The organism is Chitinophaga filiformis (genome assembly GCF_023100805.1).
Lineage (GTDB): Bacteria > Bacteroidota > Bacteroidia > Chitinophagales > Chitinophagaceae > Chitinophaga > Chitinophaga filiformis_B.
Genome location: NZ_CP095855.1, coordinates 3,020,412 through 3,041,542 on the forward strand (window position 1 = coordinate 3,020,412; position 21,131 = coordinate 3,041,542).

Consider the following 21,131-nt stretch of genomic DNA (forward strand, 5'->3'; position numbering starts at 1 on the left):
TTCAAGTTTAACATCAGAATGTAAGATTAAGACCTGCCAGGAACTGGCGCTGACTGGGGTAGGTGCCTTCATCAATACCAAAGCTCCTTACATCATTGCCACCTATTTCCGGATCAATACCTGAATACTTTGTAATGGTGAACAGGTTAGCCGCCTGTATGTAAATGCGCAGTCTTTCTATATGCAGCCTGTTGCCTAACTGTTGCGGGAAGGTATATCCCAGCTGCATGTTCTTACAGCGCAGATAAGCGCCGTTTTCCACGTAATAGGAATTGGGAACGGCATTGGTACTGAAAGAGCCTTCGCCTTCCTGTATGGGCGCTTTGGCATTCATACGGTCAGGCAGCCAGGACTCATACAATGCTGTTTTGCTTTTGGCGCCATCAAATGAAGAGGAGAAGTCTGTCCACCATTTCACCTGGTTCCAGATCTCATTGCCATGTACACCGAAGAAGAATACACTGAAGTCAAATTGTTTGTAGGTCAGTCCCAGGTTAATACCATAAGACACCTTCGGATTCGGATTACCGAGGAATGTGCGGTCGTCAGCATTGATCACACCGTCCTTGTTAAGGTCTGCATACCTGAAACGGCCGGGGGCTGCATCTTCCTGGAAACTGGCTGAAGGATCGCCGGTAGCGGTCTGTGCCGACTGGTCAGCTTTATCTATTTCACTCTGACTATTCCAGAAGCCATTGATCTTATACCCATAGAAGCTGGAGATGGGCTGCCCTACTGCATTACGGATGATGTTCTCCGCAAAGTTGCGGGGCTGGCTGTCGAAGTAATCCACACCCTGTGCTATTTTCACGATCCTGTTCTTAAAGGTCGTGAAGGTAACAGTGGCATCAAACTTCAGGTCTTTGGCAATATCCGTATGGCTTGAAATGGTAAGATCCACACCTTTATTCTTCATGTTAGCCACATTGGAATACGGTGCTGGTGCGGTGCCATAAGTACCTGGCAGCTCACTGTTATAAAGCAGGTCTTTGATATTTTTCTGGTAATAATCTGCAGAGATCTCCAGCTTTCCGCCGAAGAGCGTGGCGTCTATACCAATGTTGGTATTGATATCGCTTTCCCATTTTGCATCCGGGTTGCCGATCTGTACCTGCTGGAAGCCCAGTACAATACTGTTGTTTGTTCCATAGAGATCATAGAAGGAGGTATTCTTGTTACCGCCATAAAGTGTAAAGGCATTTCCCGGAGTAAGGCTTAACTGGTTGCCCATGATGCCCCATCCCCCGCGGATCTTCAGGTCCGTGAGCCAGTGGATGCCTTTCATGAAAGGCTCCTGGGAAATACGCCATCCTGCGCTGGCCGCAGGGAAGAGACCATAACGATTGTTGATGCCGAATTTGGAAGAACCATCCCGGCGTAAAGTACCACTCAGGATATATTTATCCTTAAAACTATAGTCCACCCTGCCAATGAGCGACAGCAGGCCTGCAGAGTAACGTGTGGCCGTAATGACCTGGCCGCCGGAGCCTGTACCATTATCTACATAATCAGGGTCGAAAACAAAGAAGTCCTGGGTGGTACCAGCCTGCTGACGTGAACGTTCGTCATATGCTTCTGCGCCTACCAGCACATTGAGGGTATGTACAGTGTTAAAGCTATTGTGATAGTTCAATGTGTTGGTCCATGTCCAGTTATGTTCGAAGTTGCTGGATTCTGTATAAGAGTTCACACCTGCATTTTCTTTATTCTCATATTGGGGATACGTGAAGTTGTGCCGCCATCCGGAGTTCACTTCACCGCCAAAGCTGGTGTGGAATGTGAAGTGACGAAAGAAGTCGATATCTGCATAGATATTGCCGAACACCCTGTTCACCTGTCCGTGGTCATTCCTGGTGCGGTATTGCATAGCAACAGGATTCATGGCGTCTCCCAGTTCCAGTCCGTTGGAGCCTCCGAAATTCCCTTTGATATCGTATACAGGAATGATCGGCTGTTCGCGTAAGGCCATGCCTACGGCGCCGCTGGCAGTAAGCAGGTCTACTGTTGGATTGTCAGTAACCGAGAATGAAAGGTTTTCTCCGACGCGGATATTCTTACTGATGCTGAACTGGCTGTTTGAACGGATAATATATCGCTTCAGGTATGTGTTCATCAGTGTACCCTGCTGATTGAAATAGTTGAGCGAGAACAGGTAACTGCCTTTGTCAGTGCCACCGCTTACAGACAGGTTGTGACTGGTCATGGACGCGGGGTTGAAGATCTCATGGAACCAGTCCGTGCCTGCTTTATTTGCCTTGGTGATATAATAGAAACTATTATAGTCGTCCTGGTCAGTGTAGTTGGGATTTACATAATAGAGGTCCGGGTTCACCCGTGGATCTCCTTCTTTCAATCCGACAGGTTGTATATAATCCGGTAACACGGGCGTAGCGCCGTTGCCATACAGGGTATCACTGAGCGGCATACCGGTGTTCTTATAACGTAACCAGCGCAGGTTGGCCATCTCCTGTGAATTGAGCGTATGCCATACATTACCGCCTTTAGGATACTGACGGCCATAATATGCGTCATACCTGATCTTCACTTTGCCGCTGCCCTTTTTAGTGGTGATGATGATAACACCATTGGAAGCGCGTGAACCGTAGATGGAGGCAGCGCCTGCGTCCTTTAGTACCTGCATGGAAGCGACATCGTTGGGGTTGAGGTCATTGATACTTTGTGTGGGTACACCATCTACTACATAAAGTGGTGTGTTGTTATCAAAGGTGTTCACACCACGGATGCGCACCACAGGTTCCTGGCCTGGTTGTCCGGAGCCGATAACGGTTACGCCGGAGGCCTGTCCCTGCAGCTGGCTGGTAACCTGGCCGGAAGGCTGTTTTACCATCTCGCCTATGTCTATAACGGTGACAGCGCCGGTGAGGTCTTTTTTACGTTGTGCGGTATAACCGGTTACGATCACTTCGTTCAGGGTGCTGGTATTTTCTGATAGTGTGATGTTGATCTCGGATTGTACGCCGACAGGGATCTGCTGCGATTGGTAGCCGACGAATGTTACTTCGAGGATGTCATTGCCGGTACCGGGAATATTGACTGTATACGTACCATCAGCTGCTGTTACGGCGCCGGTGCTGGTACCTTTCACGCGAATGGTCACGCCGGGCAATGCTGCGCCTTTTGCATCAGTGACCTTTCCGCGCACCGGGCGTTGGGCGGCCATGGTGATGGTGACCGGCGCTGTCTCCTTTGCTTTTATGAGATAGAATTTGTCGCGTACTTTTTCAAAGGAGAGATTGAACGGGGCCAGCGTTTTTTCGAGCGCCTCTTCGGGCGATTTGCAGGAGGCAATGTCTACACTGTTTTTCTGATCTGTGATCAGTTCACTTTTATAGGCAATGGAAACACCGAATTTTATTTCCGTTTGCCGGAATAACTGCCTGATGGATATATTATCCTGCTGTTTCATCAAATGCAGGGCCGTTGCGGCATCTGGACTATAAGCCAGTGCATGCGAGCATAGGGCGCCTGACACAAGAGCATGCATCAGCAGCACACGTAAATGTGTTTTCATGTGCGATTTAATTTTGGTTAATAAAAAATCCGGGTATCAGTTTTCCCTTACGTGGTTTGTATCATCGCGTTTGCTAAAACGTACATTAAAGGCCTTTTCGAACTGCATCAGCATTGTGTCTGCATTGTAAATGATCGGCATAGATCCGGAAACACTATACCGCAACACTTTGGGATCTTTTACAGTAACATGCCTGTCGAACACCTGCTGCATAAATTGTATAGCATCGGCAACCGTATATTCATCCATTATTAATTGTCCGCGTGTCCAGGCAGTCACTTTTTCCGCATCAATTCTGCTCTTGGAATATTCGCCATCTGTTTTGTCATAGCGGAGCATTTCTCCCGGCCTGAGGTAAAGCTGTGTAATATGTTGTCCCTGTTGCTCCGCAATATTCAGTTTGATACTTCCTTCCTGTAATACGACTGCTATCTTATTTCCAAAGTTGTTCACATTGAATTGTGTACCCAGTACTTCAACTGATAAATGATCGTAAGTGTGCACAACAAAACTCCTGTTGTCTTTTTGGTGTTTTACATGAAACCAGGCTTCACCATCCAGCCACACCTCTCTTACAAGTGGCTCCTTCTGTGTATAGAGCAGGCGGGAACTTGCATTCAGCAGCACTTCGGAACTATCCGGCAATAGCAGCCTTTTCGTTTGTCCGGCCTGTGTGGCTACGCTGGCTGTGAGGGGATGAAAGGGTGGTGTTCTCATGAACAGCCAGAGCAGGCCGAGTACAATAAAGAGTAAAATGGCGGCTGCATACTTCCAGGAAAAGATCCTGAAACGGCTGGCTGCAGTAACGGGAACAGGGGAAGGCGCAGTTATATCATCCGCAGCAATACTGTCCCATATATTGTCCCATAGCGCTTCTTTCTGTGTGGCGGTCATCTGGTAGTCGCGAAAATGAATAGATCTCACCAGCTGGATAGCCGTATCAACAGCTTCTTTTTTTTCGGGATGCAGCTTCAGCCAGGTGTCCCAGTAATAGGTACTCTTTACATCCGGCTGTAACACCCATTCCTGGAAGTATTCATCCAGGGCAAAGTCACGGGCGGTATATAAATGATATTGCTGCAAATGGTCGCTTTTATATAAAGAGACAGGGACGTGGGGAATCTCATCACTTTCGGGAAACTTTTTTTAAAATATTTTCAGACGGAATTCCGGTCCGGTCAGCTGAGATGATATAAGACGAATGATATATGCATCACGGGCGCTTTGTTCTCATCCTTTCCACCCGGGGGGCGGGTCTTCAAATTTCTTCGGGGAGATATAAGGCAGCAGGGAACGATATCGGGGTGCAATGCTTATTTACCGGGTTGGATCAAAAGCAGTAATACGGCCGGCGGGAGCGTTTTCTTGAGCACACTGATGGCTTTGGAGATAATATTGTAGACGGAGTCGACCTTCATGGACATCATATCGGCCACTTCTTGATAAGATAGTTCATGGAAAAAGCGCAGGTAAATGGCTTCCCGCTGTCTGCGGGGCAGGGCATTGAGCGCAGCATGCAATTGCCTGGCCTGTTCCTGCTGCTTTTCATCCTGTATGATGGCGTGTTCCCGGCTGGGTATCAGTTCAAAATCGAAAGGGATCCCGGTTGTTTCGGCCCTGGAGCGCCGATCTCTTTCCAGGGTGCGCAGGAGGCGGCGGCGTAAGCTGCTGAGCAGGTAATAGCGGATATTGAGCAGTTGGTCTGCCAGGTGTTCCCGGCTTTGCCAGAGGTCATGGAAGAGCTCCTGGAGGCAATCTCTTACCAGTTCACTATCACCGCAAAGGTGAACACCGTAATGATAGAGATTGTCCACCTGATCCTGGTAGATGCGGGCAAAGGCATCACGGCTGCCTTGCCGGAAGCTGTTCCAAAGTTCTTCCTGGGGAGATACTGTATGGGAAGCAGTGACAGTTGTTTTTACTGCTTTCATGCTGGTCTTTTTGGTTGATCTATTCCTCTAGCCGGAATAAATGTAATCATTTTAAAATGATTTAGGAACCGCTTTCCTGCGGAAGTCACTCATACAGCTATTCAACTCTTATAACAAGCTTTTCTGCAGCCTTGATTTAATGATGTATACAATGATACCCGCGATTGTCACTGTGGCGCCAGCCAGCATCATGTGCAGGCCTGTGGAAATAAAGATGCCGATCCAGATCATAATAGCGAGGATCACAGGCATAGGGTATAATGGCATATGCCATTTGAAGAAGTTCCTTCCCTTTCTTTTACTGAGCAATATCAGGCCTACCGCCTGTGCAATGAATTGTATCATGATACGCATAGCCAGGATGGCATCGATCACTTCTTTGATCCTGAATAAAAGGCTGAATACAAAGGCGATAGCCCCTAAAAAGAGCAGGGAGACGTATGGGAAGTTCTTAGTAGGGTGGAGACGGGCAAATACTTTAAAGAAAGCGCCGTCCTGCGCAGCGGCGTAAGGGATACGGCTGTAACCAAGTGTGGCGGAGAACACAGAGGCGAAGGCTACCCAGAGTATCAGTACAGTAGCAACTTTGGCCGCGGTAGGACCGCCGAGTACTTCAATGAACTCACTCACGACGAAGGGACTATGCGCCACCCTGTCAAACGGCAGCACAGAGGCCACACTGATATTCATGCACAGGTACAGGACGGTAATACCTGTAATGGAGATCAGCATACTGCGGGGAATATTTTTTTCCGGCTGCCTTATTTCTCCGCCCAGGTGACAGACATTATAATAACCAAGATAGCTGTAAACGGTCTTTACGCTGGCAAAACCAAGTGCGGTGGCAAATGTATAATTGAGCTGCAGCCCGTCATTGATGTGTTTCACGGGTTCAAAGAAGTGGCCATGTGCAATCCCGCCGCCTATGATCCATGCCATGGTAACCAGTACGCCCATCCATAACAATACGCTGATCTTACCGATGGTCTCAATATTACGGTAAAGCAGGAAAACGATCAGGAGCACCATGCCTCCGCTCACCGCCTTTGTGCCCCAGAAACCCAGGGGAAAGATATATCCTGCATATGTAGAAAACCCAATGGCAGCAGAGGCGATCACTAAAGGGGCCTGGATCATGGTCTGCCATACGAAAAGAAAACTCATGAGCTTTCCTGTTTTAGGGCCGAAACCTTCTTTCAGGAAGTTATAGCTACCGCCGGCTTTCGGAAAGGTAGCACCCAGTTCACTCCATACCATAGCATCGATGAACGACAGCACCGCCCCCGCTACCCAGGCATACAGGAAGCCTGGACCATGCATCGTTTCAGCCACTACGCTCAATACTATAAATGGGCCTATGCCCACCATATCTGTCATATTAATAGCAGTAGCCTGTAACAGGCTAATGCGCCGGGATAGTTCTGGTTGCTTCATTGAGGCGTAAAAATAAATATTTTGCGTCGCAGAGAAGAATATTTATTGAAATTCGTCAATGTTTAGCAGAAGCTGGTCAAATTATTAAACGGAAGCGGCTCTATAGTAAAAAGCCGCTCCAGATTTGAAACGGCTTTTTACTATCAGTTGATCAAGTTTTACTTTAATACTTTGTATTTCATCCACACCACATCATCTGTCATCTGTTGGAGATGGACCAGTTTAAGATGTTTATATGGAATGCTTTCTATAGTAGCAAGTCCGGTATCATTGAACGTAGCTGTGTTCGTACCGTCCGCAACAGGGTAATACAGGATACTGAATTCGTCTATCAGGCCCGCTGCATGGAAAGAACCATTTACACCACCACCTCCTTCCAGCATGATCCTGTTGATATTGAAATGCTGTTGAAGTTTGGTGAGAATGAGGGACAGATCAACTATAGTTGCACCGCCAAACAGGTAAGAAATACCTTTCGACTGCAGATATCCCAGGTATGCGGGGGCTACCTGCTCTGTCAGTACAACAATCAGCCGGTCGCCATCCAGATCATTGGAGTCCCATCCGAGTTTACCGGCCGCATCGAGAGCTATTGCATATGACCCTGCTGCAGCATCGGCGATGAAATCTTTTTTATCCTGTATCTTTTCAAAGCCTGATAAGTCGGGCAGTTCTGCTGCAAAATGTTGCTCCATTGTCACTCTTCCGCAGAACCAGGCATTTGCCTGCTCATGTTTTCCTCCTGTCTGTTCATACAATTCAACTCCTTTGAACGGCTTCCAGTTTTCTGTAATGATCCTGCCGTCAATTGAACAAAGCATGTGACAAATAACGTATGGTTTCATATTACTCAGTGTTGCTTGTCGCAAAGATGGGACAAATTGACGAACAGGATCTAATGAAAAACAAAGTATAACTTACTAATTTCAAAGATAGCAACCTATTCAGCACTCTTCACCATGTGTTTCGTTGTCCTGGTTCCGTTAATATCTATCTGAATAAGATACACGCCCGGACGCAATTGCGCAGTGCTGATCTCCTGCCCCGGATAAACCAGCCTGGCTGGTGTAACTTGTCGCCCCAATGCATCATAGATAATAATCATCGCCTGTTTTGCATTAAACTTCAGCCTGACATGCGTGGCAGCAGGATTGGGATAAAGCACAACCTCTTTTCCTGCAATTGTTTGTTCACGGGTAGTAGCCAGGCTCCTATTCACAAGCGTCAACGGCGTTGCATATAACTGGTTTTTCGGGATAATCTCCTTACCCTGTGAAGCACTGGACCACGATAGTTTACAGTTGGCCCCGCCATTGTTTTCGAAATATTCCAGTTTGATATCGTACTGCTGGCCCGCTGTTAATGTGATGTTGCCTGAGTATTCAATATCCCAGTCATCCAGCCATTTGTCGATGATCAGCTGATTGTTCACCCATAAGCGCCTGCCATTGTCGCTCGTGATGTAAAAGGTATACTGGCCTGAATATCTCGGTTCTACTTTGCCTGTCCAGCGCACCGTATAAGCGTTGGTGTTAACACCCGTGCCCGGTGAGCCTTCGCCCCAGTCAAAATTGATGGTTGGGTCAAGGCGTGAGAAGATAAACGTTTCGAAGTTCATACCGTTATAGTAATTGCCCGTAAGACCATTACCATTGCCAACAGGGGGAACTGACAGTAACTGCCATCTGGCTGAAAGCTGGCCCGTACCGGTATGCTGTACTACTTTCGCTTCGGGCGCTGTACTTTCATTCAGGGTGGCAAGCACTTTTCCGCTTAGTACTGAAATGAATTTATAGTAACCGCTGTCTGCCTGTACGGCGATAAACTGCTGATTGGCTGCTTCCTGGCTGGTCCATTGCCAGAGGCTCACATCTTCATTCAGGCTTGACTGCGGAATGTCCAGGCATTTCGCGCTATGATAAGCGGTAATAGTATAGCGGCCATCGCCAAGATGCCTGAGTGTGAATGTCTGGTTGGCCGCACCTGTGCCATGCCATAGCTGTATCGGTGTTCCATCGCCTGTACCACCCAGGCCACCCCGGACGTCCAGGAACAGGCCACTGTTCACATTTTTAATAGTATAGGAACCTGCCAGGTTTAGAATGCCGTTGGCCAGTACTTTAATGGAACTGGCTTTGTCGTTCCAGGCAGTTCCCAGGTTTGCGCTGGAGGATGTCAGTACAATGGAATCGCCGGCAAAATTCTCGTGCTCAAACAATATGACCTTGTAACCTTCTGCGATCTTCACGGACGAGATATCATCGTTAAGTATGCCTTTCAGTTCCAGTCCTGCCAGCTTGTAAGCGCCGATAGGGAGGCCGGCATGGAAACCGTTGTATTGGGCATGTTCATAGACGGTAACAGGGCCGCTACTGGTATCAGGCCTGCTATAGAGCTGTGCTCTTGGTATTATCTGCCGTGACTGGGATGCGCTTTCCCATTGCAGATGACAAAAGGCGTCGCCATTGCCTTCTGCATATCGTAGTTCGATGTCGTATTTCTGACCGGCTGTTAATGTAATGGTGCCACTGCGGGTGTATGCGCCCTGTGTCTCAAAGTCGTTGATGATGGGCTGGCCATTTACCGTTAGTTTTACGCCGTCGTCGGAGTATACATAGAAGGTATATTGCTCGGAGTATAAGGGTTGTACCTGTCCTGACCATTTTACGGAGAACTGGTTGTTGCCCAGTTGGGCATGATCAGGAGAACCGGTTCCCCAGTCAAAATCTACATTGCCATCGGTCTGCTGGTATTTCAGATTGTCAAGATGATAACCACTGTAATATTCAGCTTTCAGACCATTACCTGTTCCGACAGGCAGTCCTTTCAGGTTTTTACGGATCAGCCACACAAATTCATCAGGCGCCACTACGCGTACATTAGGTCCCAGGCGGTTGATACAATCCTGTACATCGTCTACATCTCTTGACCAGATATGTACGGAAACAAGACTGTAGCCATCTGCCGAATAAATATTGGTAGATGCCTGGTTTAATTGATTGGCCAGTGATTGCGGAGAGGAAAGTGTTCCCCACAGCGTATACCTGCCGCCGATAGATGGCTTGTCTTTATACCAGTCGATCTGTCCATGCCTGCCGGTATAGTTAGCGCCATAGCTGTAATAGAAAAGGGCGTCAATATTATCCTGTTTCAGGTAAGCGCCTGGATCATTATCACTGTCGTCTGCATCAATGATGTTCACAATACGCAGGTCGGCCTGTTTCATGTACTTATTCAGCAGCGCAGTCTCAGTTTCAAGATCAGCATCAGGATAACGCCCAGGGAAATAGTAGCTTCTCCCTGAAGGACCGGCTATTAATACATTTCTGCCATCGGGTGTGGTCAGGCAGTTCTCTACATATTTCTCATATACGACTGGCGCCAGTTCAGAGAGGGAAGGAGAGATGGTCCAGCCCAGGTTCACATGAGCGCGGGCGGGATTGTTCCAGTTATTGATATTATCGTGAGAGCCTAAGAGCCATTGCACGTTATCACCGTCTGTAATAACAAAGCAAACCGTGTGTACGCCGGTTTTTACTTCAAAAGGTTTGATAGGATCTTTCTGTTTGAAGGTCTTCGACTTTGCAGGAATATTGCTGAGTGCAGACATATTGGGCGCCCAGTCGGAGGGCAGGATGCTCATGGACCTCAGCGACAATTGTTCCACTGTTTCATATTCCGCCGGTCCCCAGCCGAAAAAAGTAGCGCCTTTGTTCATGCGGTTATATACACTGGTGGCCAGTGTGCCGGAGGGAGAATTGTCCCAGAACTGGAATGCCTTTGTGTAGGTGCTGTAGTCTCCCAGGGAGAACACGCGGTCGTCGGAGCTCTGTTGATAAGATGCTATTTTCTGGCTGAAAAGATTACCATAGTTAGCCAAAGCCCAGGCTTCATCCCGGGTGCGTACATCGAGCAGGCGTGTCAGGCCGGCATTGATGGCAGTCTGTTCGATATCGGCCGGAATGGCTACGGCATTCATCACACCGGCCAGTGAGATAGCGACATTGGTTGATCTGTCTTTCTGGTTGCATAGAATGTAACCGGAAAGCCTGTTGGCAAAACGGTTAAGCAGACCGGGAAAGTTCGTGTAATACATGTCGTTGATCTTTACGCCTGCATTTTCCACCAATGTACGGTGACCGGAAAGGTCTCTGAGAATAGCGGGTTTGGTCTGGGCAATAACGCCCATCAGCGTTTGCAGCGCTATCTTTTCGGAAGCTGCATAATTCTCAGATGTGAGGAATAAAGTATCGGGTACGGCGGAAAGCGGAAACGGGCTTCCCGGCACCCTCGGCGCCTGTGTCTGTGCCTGGGCAGACAGTGCGGGCAGCCATACAACAAGAAGTGTGTAAAAGATTCTCTTTTTCATGATGGAATTGATTTGGTTACATGAGTACTACGTGAAATGGAATGTATTGTAAGTGGAGGGTTGGGATAGTTTTCAGCTATTGCGAGCTACAGGGCGGGTTACACGGATTAAATATAGTAACAGGAATGGTTATTTCATAATGTTAAATGATCTTTACGGGCTTTATCTTCGTTATGATCTTTTTCTTGCGTAGGGTGACGGGAAAGACGGGATTCGATATGTTGTGCAATTGGAACCAGGTAGAGGATTTTCCGGTGTCTATGCGGCTTTAACTTTTGCAGTGGGATGATATACAGAGGAGTGATAACATTCAGTTCGGTCTTACAGCTGAAATGAGCAAGCGAGGAAATTGATGGGGATAACTTGAATAGGTAAATTATTATATATTTGCGCCCGTAATGACGTTGTAGTTTAATTGGAAGAATGCTCGCCCGTCAGGCGAGAGGTGTAAGTTCGAGTCTTATCGCCGTCATTATATCTGGGGGATAATTTAATTGGAAAAATATCAGTCTGCTAGACTGAAGATGTAGGTTCGAATCCTTGCTCCTCCACAGCAACGGGAACAAAGCATAAAGTGCGTTGTTCCCGTCTTGTTTTGGGAAAGCCTGTCCCTGGCTTCTATACAACAATCGCTCTAAGTTGCTCCAACTTTTTCTCTAATCGACTTATTTTCAGTTCATTATTTCTTTTCTGATATTGTTCAAGCAAGGGTGGATTAAATTCGGTTTTGTATCTGACCATTTTATAGTAAATGGTAGCCAGTTTATTGGCGGTGGCGACAATAGCATATTTATTTCCACCCTTTGCTTTCATACGGCGAAAATAGTCTCCTAGCCAATGCTCACTTTTCTGAACAGAATTTGCGGCAAAGCGGAAAGCCTGCCCGGCTATAGAGGATGGTTTTTTCATTAAACGTGAACTTATTAGTTTGCCACCAGATATTTTATTGTTAGGACAAAGATTTAACCAGGAGACAAAATGTTTTTCTGTGGGCCATTTTGAAAGATCTGTCCCCGTCTCAGCTAGTAATTGAAGGCCTCCATTATCGCTTAAACCATATATGGCTAATACATCAACGCCTAAAATATGTTGCAAGTAGCTGCGGACATTAAAACGAGGATTATTTTTAGATTTGGTCTTAATATTTTGTCGTTGCGTCTGGTCCTGTTGCACGCTACAGGTTGTTACTATACCATCATTACATAGTGCCTCATACATAGATAGTTGTTCCTCAATCTTTTTATCGCAATTATTTATTCTGGACAGATATTCTTTATAGAGCTCATAACATTGACCGAGGGTAAACAGATGTTCATCCCTCCAATTGCCATGTAATGATTTTTCGATAGTATCTTTACTAGCCTTGATCCGAGAACCTACTAACGATAATAGATTGGAGGGGGTACGTTCTCCTTTAAGAATGGCTTCCACAATAGCGGATCCGGTCTGGCCAACTATATCGCTAATTACTGTATGCAGCTTTACATTCATCAGTTCCAGTGATTTTTGCATACGCAAAACACATTTACTCGCCTCGGACTGTAAAGTTCTACGGAAACGAACCAGTGTTCTTAAAGCTTCCTGCTCGTTTGAAGGCAGATAAGAACTGCTTAATAAGCCATAGCTGTGAAGCCTTTGTAACCAGGCGGCATCGCTCTCATCTGTCTTACGGCCGCTCACGTTTTTAACATTACGAGCATTTACCAGATATACTTCAAAGCCTTCCTTTATTAGCAATCCGAACAAAGGTTTCCAATATACTCCTGTACTCTCCATTGCTACTGTATTTATATTACATTCTTTAAGCCAACTGGCTATAGCTTCCAGGTCGCAAGTCATAGTAGAGAAGGTGCGAACTGGATCAGGGCATCTATCCGCAGAGACAGCTACAGCATGAATCTTATCTCCGATGTCAATTCCGGCAGCATAAGGATTAACAATAGAAAGAGAATTGACTTTCTTCTTGGGAAAAGAGCTTTTCTTTACATTTGCCATAATCTTAGTTTTAAAAGGCAAAAGTTCCTCAGCCTGCTGGATTACATTAGGTTTATTCTTCTATACGGTCTCCAACGACCAATTTGAAACTTAATTATCCTGCAGAACCAGACTATTTGATGGAGTAAGCATCCATTGCAAGGGACGGTTTTAGCTGCAAAGGACTTTTGCCTCTACAATTTAACCAACATTGCTCTTCTGTTGTTTTTAGCGAAACAGTGGTCAGACGCTCTGGGGACTATTTGATAACTTACCTGTAAACGCTTTTTATAGTCTTGCTGTCGGGATGTATATGATATACCTGTCTCCCCGGATGGCCATCCATGGTGATCGTATTTACGCCCCTTCTCTCCATTTCCTTTTTCAGCAATAGTTTATTCGCTTCAGGAAGATTTGTTCTGGTAAGGTCCAGGTTTTTCAACTGTACCTGTTCCATAAAATATTCAGTCAGCAGTTGTGCAGATGCGGCAGACAATTCATTGGCCTTTGCGCCTAACGCCCTGGTAGAAGGGGCATAACCGAGATCAAGGCTGCTGATACTTTTATTTGTTTTCAGTGTTGTAAAAAGATATTGCATACCTCTATCTGTAATGCCGCAACTGGCCAGGCTCAGGTCCTGCAGCGTAGTGTTCGTACCTAAGGCAGGCAACAGTGCTGCTACGCCTTCGTCTCCGATATTGTTCACACTCAGGTAGAGCGATTTCAAACATGTGTTCCGAAGCAGCATGTCATTTACCTGTTGCATAGCGGCGGCTGTCAGGTAGTTTCCGCTCAGATAAAACCTTTCTATGGTATTATTTTCTGCGAGATATTGGAGCAGTGTATGTAATTCCTCGCCTACGCAGGTATTGACAAGATCAAGTGTTCGGATATGTTTATTCTTTGACAACAACTTCACAAAAGAGGCCATGCTTTCCCCGCCGATTGGATTTCTTTTGAACCAGATGCTTTTTACGCTTGTATTCTCTTCCAATGCTTCGCAGATGGCTTTACAGCCGCTATGTTCGATGTAATTGCAACCCAGGTAAACGGTTTCAACCGTGTTGTTGGTCTTCAGTAGTTCTGCTACTGCAATGGCGCCGGGATTGCCGAAGGCATTTGTGCCCAGCAGGATATGTTTGATAACTGTGTTGTGCTTCAATGCAGCCGTTACCAGTTTAATGCCTGTTACACCCAGTTTTTGTTTACACATATCGAGGCGTCCGTCTGAGGTAACTGTTCCAACAGGAAAAGCCTGATCTGTAACTGGTAGTGGGGCATTGCTTGACAGAAAGTCAATAACCGGTTGCAGCTCCTGCATGGAAAAGGGAAAGTCAGTAACTACATTATCAACCGGGCATATTACCTGAGCTGTTTGCATATGAAAAGGGTTTATTGTTTTTATACGATAGTTGTTAGTGCTGTTTACCACTCATGTGGCAGATAGTCTTTGAGAAAATGGCCGAACAAAGGTAGTTCAGGTAAGGTGATGCCTCTTGCTATGGGATCATATATCCTTGCCATGCCGTCTGTTTCATCGAGAGGCGGAACGAAACCTTCTTCTTCAAACAAGCGTTCCTTTTTTGGATGAGGATTTTCCTGTGTGATCCAGCCTGTATCCACACTATTCATGAATATCTGCTCCTGTGCATATTCCTGCGCAGAAGTCCTCGTCATCATATTCAGGGCTGCTTTGGCCATATTGGTATGCGGATGAAAGGGTGTTTTGGATGTACGGTTGAATTGCCCTTCCATAGCGGAAACATTGACAATGAATCGTCTCTCGAAGGGTGAGCGTTTCATCATCTCTTTCAGCTGGCTGTTTAACATGAAGGGCGCGGTAACATTTACCAGTTGCGTTTCAAGCATCTCCCCGGGAGGAACGTCTTCCAGCCGCATGGTCCAGCTATTGCTTGTTCTGAGATCCACCTGCTGATTGTCTTTGTCGTACAGGTTCTCAGGAAACGCGGTAGCTGTTTCATAAGGCAGCAGCTGTTGTTCATGATTGCTGATCAGGAACTGAAAAGGTGTTGAGAAAGCAAGGCATTGCCTTACTGCCTCCGGCAGGCTGGCGGTGTCGCTTTCTTCAAAGTCGAACAAGTGCCGGTAAAAGGCTACTGGCCGTTTGATAGTTTGAGCAGCGTTATTAATGAGGATGTCCAGGTGTTTTTCCTGCGTTTGCAGGTATTGTATAAAATTATTCAGCTGTGACAGCTTGCGCAGGTCCAGCGCGACTATTTTCAGCCGGTGGCTCCATGCAGAAAAATCTGCCTCCTGGCTGAAACGCATGGCACAGTCTTTCGCGAAGCGGGTGGTGACCCATACTTTGGCCCCATCGCGCAACATACGAAGGGCCGTGAGGTAACCTATCTTTATTCTTCCCCCGGTGATCAGCGCTATTCTGCCTTCCAGGTTGGCACGCTGATGTCTGCGGGTATAGTTAATATCAGCACAGGAAGGGCACAGCATATGATAAAAGAAATGGACCTGCTTGTAGGAAGTTTTGCAGATATAGCATCGCTGGTACCTGGCAAGTTCCAGCGGCTCCTTTGTGTGCAATATTTCTTCCGTGTAGGGCAGTTCGTATTTACGATGCAGGGCGGTCTGTGCCAGCACCACTTTTTTATCATACTGTTTCAGTAAGCTTTGCCGCCGTGACAGCTTTTGCACTTTCTGCAAAGACAGCAGATGAGTGGATACGACAGGTTTGTTAATTTGTGCTTCAGCAGCCAGCTGTTTGTTATCTTTTTTGGCCCGTCTATAGAGTTTCGTTACGAGCCCTTTCAGGCTCATGGTGTCCAGTGATTTACCAGGATCCCGGGATAGCACCTGCAATACCTTGATACACGTTTCCCACTCTTCTTTTGTGAAATCATTCTTCATAGGAAGGGATCTTTAGATAGATAAAAATATGGCAAATTTCTGGTAAGTACCTACATGTTTTTGACGTAGAGGAACACCTGTTGCACAGTTCCCTGAAATCCGGGATGGTAATTTTTCCTGCATGGATAAGCCTGTTGGCCCTGATCCTGATCCTACGGTTTGTGTTTAAATTATAAGGCTTCCCGGCAAATATAATGGGTTGAGACCACCAACGTGATCTCAATGTAACATCAGGAAAGTCCGTATGCCCTGCAGCGTAAGACTGGGGAATATTCCCAGCCAGCATATCAGTCCTGCCATGATCACGAGGGTGATATAAGTGGATATATGGAAGAAGGGATGGACCGGCTTGGGGACCGCTTCTGCAGAAACAGTAGTAGAGAACAGCGTATTAATGACACGCAGATAGTAATACAGGCCGATCACACTACTGAGCACCAGTACGATCAATGGTAACCAGACAGACTGATGTACGCCGGCTGATAGTATGAAGAACTTCGCCAGGAAACCGGCGGTTAGGGGAATACCTGCGAGCGACAATAAGGAGATGGCCAGTATGGTACCCATAACAGGTCTTTTCCAGATCAACCCGTCATAGGTATGCAGCTCATCTGCCTCATGCTCCCTGGAAGATAAGAGGATGATGACCCCAAAGGCTGATAATAAGGTAATGGAATAAGCCGTCAGGTAAAAGATAGCAGCTTCCGTACCGGCATTGTTGCCTGGCAGAAATGCTACGAGCAGATAGCCAAAATGTGCAATAGACGAGTAGGCCAGCAGGCGTTTCAGGTTACGCTGTTGCAAAGCCAGTATATTCCCTGTTATCATAGAAGCAATGGCAATGACGGAGAAGATGGTGACTGCCAGCTGATATTGCTGCAGATGGATGCTCTGTGCGAAGCGCAGTAACACGGCAAATGTCCCTATCTTGGAAATAGTGGCAATGAACGCAGTAACGGGAGAGGGCGAACCCTGATAAACATCGGCCGCCCACAGATGGAATGGCACCAGGGCCAGTTTAAAGCCGATGGCAACGATAATAGTACCAAGCCCCATCAGGAATAATGGAGAAGATCCTACCGATGCCATTTTCTCTGCAATACCGGAAAATATCATACTGCCTGTTTCCATATAAATGAGCGCCATGCCAAACAGCAGGAAGGCTGAAGACAGCGCTGCCAGTACAAGATATTTCATGCCGGCTTCCACCGCATTGTTCCTGTTGCGCAGATAGGCAATCAATGCATATAAGCTGACACTTAGCAATTCCAGCCCGATGAACAGCGAAATAAAATGCTGGCTGATGGTCAGTATGGCGGCGCCCAGCGTGGCAAGGAACAGCAGTATATAATATTCTTTGGGGTTCTCTTCCCGCTCTTCAAAATAGATGAACGAGAACAAGCCGATCACCAACACAGAGAAGATGATCAGTCCTGTAAATACTGCCGCCTGTCCATCTACAATGAAGAGCGGCGGTATTTCCTGCGGCAGTGTGTCCCTGACATACCAGGTAGCGAATACGACCAGGCACATCATGAGGAAACCTACCACCTGGATGACAGTATGGCTTAAGCGAAAAGCGATCAGCAATATAACAACGACAGAGGCCATTGCCAGCACAATGAAAGGCAGCAGGGCTGATAGTTGTAGCTCATTCATGGAGTGACGGATGAATAGTAGATAAATGTTGTACCGTATCGATAACTGGTTGTGGGAATAATCCCAGCACGACGATGCTGATGCTCAGCGCAGCCATAATCACCAGTTCCCTGGCACTGATATCTTTTACAGGCCCGGTAAAATGCTGCTGTCCCATGAATACTTTCTGCAGCATGCGCAGGGAATATATCGCTGAAAGGATCAGTCCGAGGGTGGCGATAATGCTGAGTGTCGGGTGACTGCCAAATGCTCCCAGCAGGATAAAGAATTCAGCGATGAAATTGCCTAGTGCAGGAAGCCCGGCAGAGGCCATGGTAAACAGGATGGCGATGCCGCCCATAGCCGGCATGGAGGTCCAGAGGCCGCCCATCAGGTCTATATCCCTTGTATGTAGCCTTTCCTTCAGCATTCCTGCCATTACGAAGAGGGCGCCGGTGCTGAGGCCGTGTGTCAGGATCTGCATCACAACGCCCTGCATGGCGATGTTACTGAAGGAAAAGATACCTACCAGCACAAAGCCCATATGGCTCACAGAAGTATATGCGATCAGGCGTTTGAGGTCGGTTTGTGAAAAAGCGAGCAAGGCGCCATAGATAATGCCCGCCACGCCGAAGAGTATCATCACCGGGGCAATGGCCAGCGAACTTTCCGGGAAAAGCGGCAGCACAAAACGAATGATACCGTAGGCCCCTGTCTTGAGCAACAAACCGGCCAGCACAAGGCTACCCGCTGTGGGCGCTTCTCCATGCGCATCCGGTAGCCAGTTATGGAAAGGTACTACCGGTAGTTTAATAGCAAAAGCAATGAGGAAGCCCAGCATGATCCATTTTGCCGCTGCAGGATCAGTGGCTGTTTGCAGCAGGCTGAAATAGTCAAAGGTATATCTGCCTGTCTGGTCGCCGTGAATGAAATATAAAGCCAGTATAGACAATAGCATGAAAAGACTGCCTACCTGTGTAAAAATGAAGAACTTGTAACCGGCGTAACGGCGGCGGGCATCGCCCCATAAGATAATCAGGAAATACATCGGTATCAGCATCACCTCCCAGCAGAAGTAGAACAGTATCATGTCCATGGCAATGAATACGCCACTGATGCCTGCCAGTGTCCACAACAGGTTAAAGAAATAGAAGCCTGTTCTTTCTTTGATCTCCTTCCAGGAACAGAGTACTGCCAGGATGCCCAGGAAGAATGTAAGGAGCAGCATTACATGGCTGAATCCGTCCATCGCTACATGGAAGCCGATACCTAATGATGGTATCCAGTTTGCCTGGTAATTGATATACCAGGACGTATTATCGGGGAATGCCTTATAGACGCTGAAGAGCCAGCAGGCGACCAGCAGATCGATAGTGACGGTAAGCAGGGCGATCCATTTAGCCGCCAGGGGCGAGCTCCGCGCCACCAGCCAGCATAATATACCTCCTGCCAGCAATATGCATATCATCCATATCAGTATCATAACAGTAATTGTAAGGTGATGATAAACAGGATACCTATCAGCACACCGGTTACATACCATCTTAAGGAGCCATTCTGAGAAACGGAGAACAGCTTATTGAGATGCAGGTTGGCATCGGCGATGGCAGTATATAGTTTATCGGATACATCAGATTTATTAATGCGGGTAATGAAGAGGAAAGGTTTTACCAGCAGAATATCATAGAGCTGGTCAAATTTCCATCCTTTGAACAGGAAATGCCGTACGTTCATCAGTCCCTCAGATTGTTTCCACCGCAGCAGCAGTTCGCTTTGTCCGTAGTACAATACATAACCGGTGTAGATGCCAAGCGCAGAGACGCCTACGGCGATCAGCTGGAAGACGATCTCCGGCGGCAGATTGCTTTTCAGCGTTGTGGCAGGCAATGCCTGTTGTACTATTTCTGAGAAGAGAGCCACGTGCATGATATTGTGCGGCCATTCTATCCAGCCCACTGCTATGGAGAAGAAGGCCAGTACCACCAGGGGAAGCGTCATGGCGCGGCCCGGAAGATGCCCCGGTGTTGTTTTCATATCTCCCCAGAATACGACCAGTATCAGCCTGGTGGAATAGAATGCGGTAATGAATGCACCCAGCAGGGCTAAAGCCCAGAGTACAGGATGGCCGCCGTTGGCACTCCAGGCATACCAGAGGATCTGGTCCTTACTAAAGAAGCCTGCGGTTACCAATGGCAACGCTGCCAGTGCGGCTGCGCCAATTGTGAACGTATAAAAGATCACAGGCATTTTCTTTCTCAGCCCTCCCATTTTAAAGATGTCGTGCTCATGATGCAGTGTTTCAATCACCGCACCTGCTGCAAGGAACAAAAGAGCTTTGAAGAAAGCGTGTGTGAAGAAATGAAAGATCGCAGCGCTCCAGGCGCCTACACCCAGGGCCAGGAACATATAGCCGATCTGGCTGATGGTCGAGTAGGCAAGTACTCTCTTAATATCCGTCTGCACCATGGCGCTGCAGCCCGCAATAAACAGCGTTACAGCGCCGATGATGGCGGTGACCTGCATAGCGATGGGAGAGAGCTCAAATAAGGTATGCATTCTTGCGATGAGATAAACACCGGCTGTGACCATGGTGGCCGCATGGATCAATGCACTCACAGGAGATGGGCCGGCCATCGCATCGGGCAACCATGTCTGCAACGGCAGCTGGGCGGATTTGCCAATGCCACCTGACAACAATAACAAGGCGATCAGTGTAACGGTGCCGGAACCACTGCTGAATTGCTGTGAAGCTTTTGCCAGGATATCAGGGATATATAAGGTGCCCAGTTCTTTAAAAAGCAGAAAGAGCCCGATGATCATGGCCGTGTCGCCAATACGGGTGATCACGAAGGCTTTATTGGCGGCCCGGTAATTGGCCGGTGTTTCGTACCAGAAACCAATGAGCAGGTAACTGCACAAGCCAACGCCTTCCCATCCCAGGTACATCAATACCAGGTTATCGGCCATTACCAATGTCAGCATGGCGCAGACGAAGAGGTTCATACTTGCGAAGAAGCGGGCGTAATCCCTGTCCTCACGCATGAACGCAACCGAGTAAATATGGATAAGGGCTCCTATGAATGTGATGACGCAAATGAAGACGAGCGACAATGCGTCCATGCGCAGGCTGATATCGGCCGACAAGTGGCCGGCAATGAACCAATGCCATAATAGCTGTGTGTAAGCGCCTGTGGGGGGATGCGCCTGCAGGAAGCTGGCACTGGTGATGATTGCTATGAGTGCGGAAATGCAGATACTGCCGGCCCCGATACCTGCAATGAAGTTGCGGGACAGGTATTTCCCCGCCATTGACAACACCAGGAAACCCAGAAGGGGCAGGGTAGGTATCAGATACAGGTACTGTTGCATA

12 protein-coding genes and 2 tRNA genes are annotated in these 21,131 nt (G+C 47.5%); 2 read left to right on the plus strand and 12 right to left on the minus strand.

The window, feature by feature from the left end; translation table 11 throughout:
* Nucleotides 1-13: 13 nt before the first annotated feature.
* The 6 genes from MYF79_RS12150 to MYF79_RS12175 all read right to left on the minus strand — a co-directional run bounded on the left by MYF79_RS12150 (nt 14) and on the right by MYF79_RS12175 (nt 11,266).
* Nucleotides 14-3,532 (minus strand): SusC/RagA family TonB-linked outer membrane protein, encoded by a 3,519-nt coding sequence (locus tag MYF79_RS12150; RefSeq protein ID WP_247814127.1) that lies wholly within the window; start codon nt 3,530-3,532, stop codon nt 14-16.
* A gap of 36 nt (nt 3,533-3,568) precedes the next feature.
* Entirely contained in the window at nt 3,569-4,615 is a 1,047-nt protein-coding gene (locus MYF79_RS12155; RefSeq protein ID WP_247814128.1) for a FecR family protein, read from the minus strand.
* Between the two features lie 230 nt (nt 4,616-4,845).
* Complete coding sequence (locus MYF79_RS12160) at nt 4,846-5,463, minus strand: RNA polymerase sigma factor (protein WP_247814129.1); 618 nt, start codon at nt 5,461-5,463, stop codon at nt 4,846-4,848.
* A 108-nt stretch (nt 5,464-5,571) separates the two neighbouring features.
* Complete coding sequence (locus tag MYF79_RS12165; RefSeq protein WP_247814130.1) at nt 5,572-6,897, minus strand: APC family permease; 1,326 nt, start codon at nt 6,895-6,897, stop codon at nt 5,572-5,574.
* 158 nt (nt 6,898-7,055) lie between these two features.
* Nucleotides 7,056-7,742: a RibD family protein gene (locus MYF79_RS12170; protein ID WP_247814131.1), complete on the minus strand. Its 687-nt coding sequence runs from the start codon at nt 7,740-7,742 to the stop codon at nt 7,056-7,058.
* A gap of 95 nt (nt 7,743-7,837) precedes the next feature.
* Complete coding sequence (locus MYF79_RS12175; protein WP_247814132.1) at nt 7,838-11,266, minus strand: PA14 domain-containing protein; 3,429 nt, start codon at nt 11,264-11,266, stop codon at nt 7,838-7,840.
* Between the two features lie 400 nt (nt 11,267-11,666).
* Here MYF79_RS12175 and MYF79_RS12180 point away from each other — a divergent pair.
* Both MYF79_RS12180 and MYF79_RS12185 read left to right on the plus strand, forming a co-directional pair.
* Nucleotides 11,667-11,738 (plus strand) — tRNA-Asp (locus MYF79_RS12180).
* Nucleotides 11,739-11,745: 7 nt separating this feature from the next.
* Nucleotides 11,746-11,818 (plus strand) — tRNA-Ser (locus MYF79_RS12185).
* Between the two features lie 66 nt (nt 11,819-11,884).
* Here the strand turns inward: MYF79_RS12185 and MYF79_RS12190 are convergent.
* The 6 genes from MYF79_RS12190 to nuoL all read right to left on the minus strand — a co-directional run bounded on the left by MYF79_RS12190 (nt 11,885) and on the right by nuoL (nt 21,130).
* Nucleotides 11,885-13,261: an IS110 family transposase gene (locus tag MYF79_RS12190; RefSeq protein ID WP_247809391.1), complete on the minus strand. Its 1,377-nt coding sequence runs from the start codon at nt 13,259-13,261 to the stop codon at nt 11,885-11,887.
* Nucleotides 13,262-13,511: 250 nt separating this feature from the next.
* Nucleotides 13,512-14,621 carry a hypothetical protein gene (locus MYF79_RS12195; RefSeq protein WP_247814133.1) on the minus strand — a complete coding sequence of 370 codons (1,110 nt, stop codon included), beginning with the start codon at nt 14,619-14,621 and terminating at the stop codon, nt 13,512-13,514.
* A gap of 44 nt (nt 14,622-14,665) precedes the next feature.
* The gene (locus MYF79_RS12200; protein ID WP_247814134.1) at nt 14,666-16,123 is read right to left on the minus strand and encodes an SDR family NAD(P)-dependent oxidoreductase; all 1,458 of its coding nucleotides are present in this window, start codon (nt 16,121-16,123) and stop codon (nt 14,666-14,668) included.
* A 219-nt stretch (nt 16,124-16,342) separates the two neighbouring features.
* On the minus strand, nt 16,343-17,782 hold the full coding sequence (locus MYF79_RS12205) for an NADH-quinone oxidoreductase subunit N (RefSeq protein WP_247814135.1): 1,440 nt from the start codon (nt 17,780-17,782) through the stop codon (nt 16,343-16,345).
* A complete protein-coding gene (locus MYF79_RS12210; RefSeq protein ID WP_247814136.1) occupies nt 17,775-19,244 on the minus strand; it encodes a NuoM family protein in 1,470 nt (489 codons plus the stop codon). The genes MYF79_RS12205 and MYF79_RS12210 overlap by 8 nt, the downstream gene beginning before the upstream one ends.
* On the minus strand, nt 19,241-21,130 hold the full coding sequence (nuoL, locus tag MYF79_RS12215; protein ID WP_247814137.1) for an NADH-quinone oxidoreductase subunit L: 1,890 nt from the start codon (nt 21,128-21,130) through the stop codon (nt 19,241-19,243). The genes MYF79_RS12210 and nuoL overlap by 4 nt, the downstream gene beginning before the upstream one ends.
* Nucleotide 21,131: the final 1 nt, after the last annotated feature.

Coding starts and splice junctions, on each gene's coding strand:
- MYF79_RS12150 (WP_247814127.1), bottom strand. CDS start 3,532: ATGAAAACACATTTACGTGTGCTGCTGATGCATGCTCTTGTGTCAGGC.
- MYF79_RS12160 (WP_247814129.1), bottom strand. CDS start 5,463: ATGAAAGCAGTAAAAACAACTGTCACTGCTTCCCATACAGTATCTCCC.
- MYF79_RS12165 (WP_247814130.1), bottom strand. CDS start 6,897: ATGAAGCAACCAGAACTATCCCGGCGCATTAGCCTGTTACAGGCTACT.
- MYF79_RS12170 (WP_247814131.1), bottom strand. CDS start 7,742: ATGAAACCATACGTTATTTGTCACATGCTTTGTTCAATTGACGGCAGG.
- MYF79_RS12175 (WP_247814132.1), bottom strand. CDS start 11,266: ATGAAAAAGAGAATCTTTTACACACTTCTTGTTGTATGGCTGCCCGCA.
- MYF79_RS12190 (WP_247809391.1), bottom strand. CDS start 13,261: ATGGCAAATGTAAAGAAAAGCTCTTTTCCCAAGAAGAAAGTCAATTCT.
- MYF79_RS12195 (WP_247814133.1), bottom strand. CDS start 14,621: ATGCAAACAGCTCAGGTAATATGCCCGGTTGATAATGTAGTTACTGAC.
- MYF79_RS12200 (WP_247814134.1), bottom strand. CDS start 16,123: ATGAAGAATGATTTCACAAAAGAAGAGTGGGAAACGTGTATCAAGGTA.
- MYF79_RS12205 (WP_247814135.1), bottom strand. CDS start 17,782: ATGAATGAGCTACAACTATCAGCCCTGCTGCCTTTCATTGTGCTGGCA.
- MYF79_RS12210 (WP_247814136.1), bottom strand. CDS start 19,244: ATGATACTGATATGGATGATATGCATATTGCTGGCAGGAGGTATATTA.
- nuoL (WP_247814137.1), bottom strand. CDS start 21,130: ATGCAACAGTACCTGTATCTGATACCTACCCTGCCCCTTCTGGGTTTC.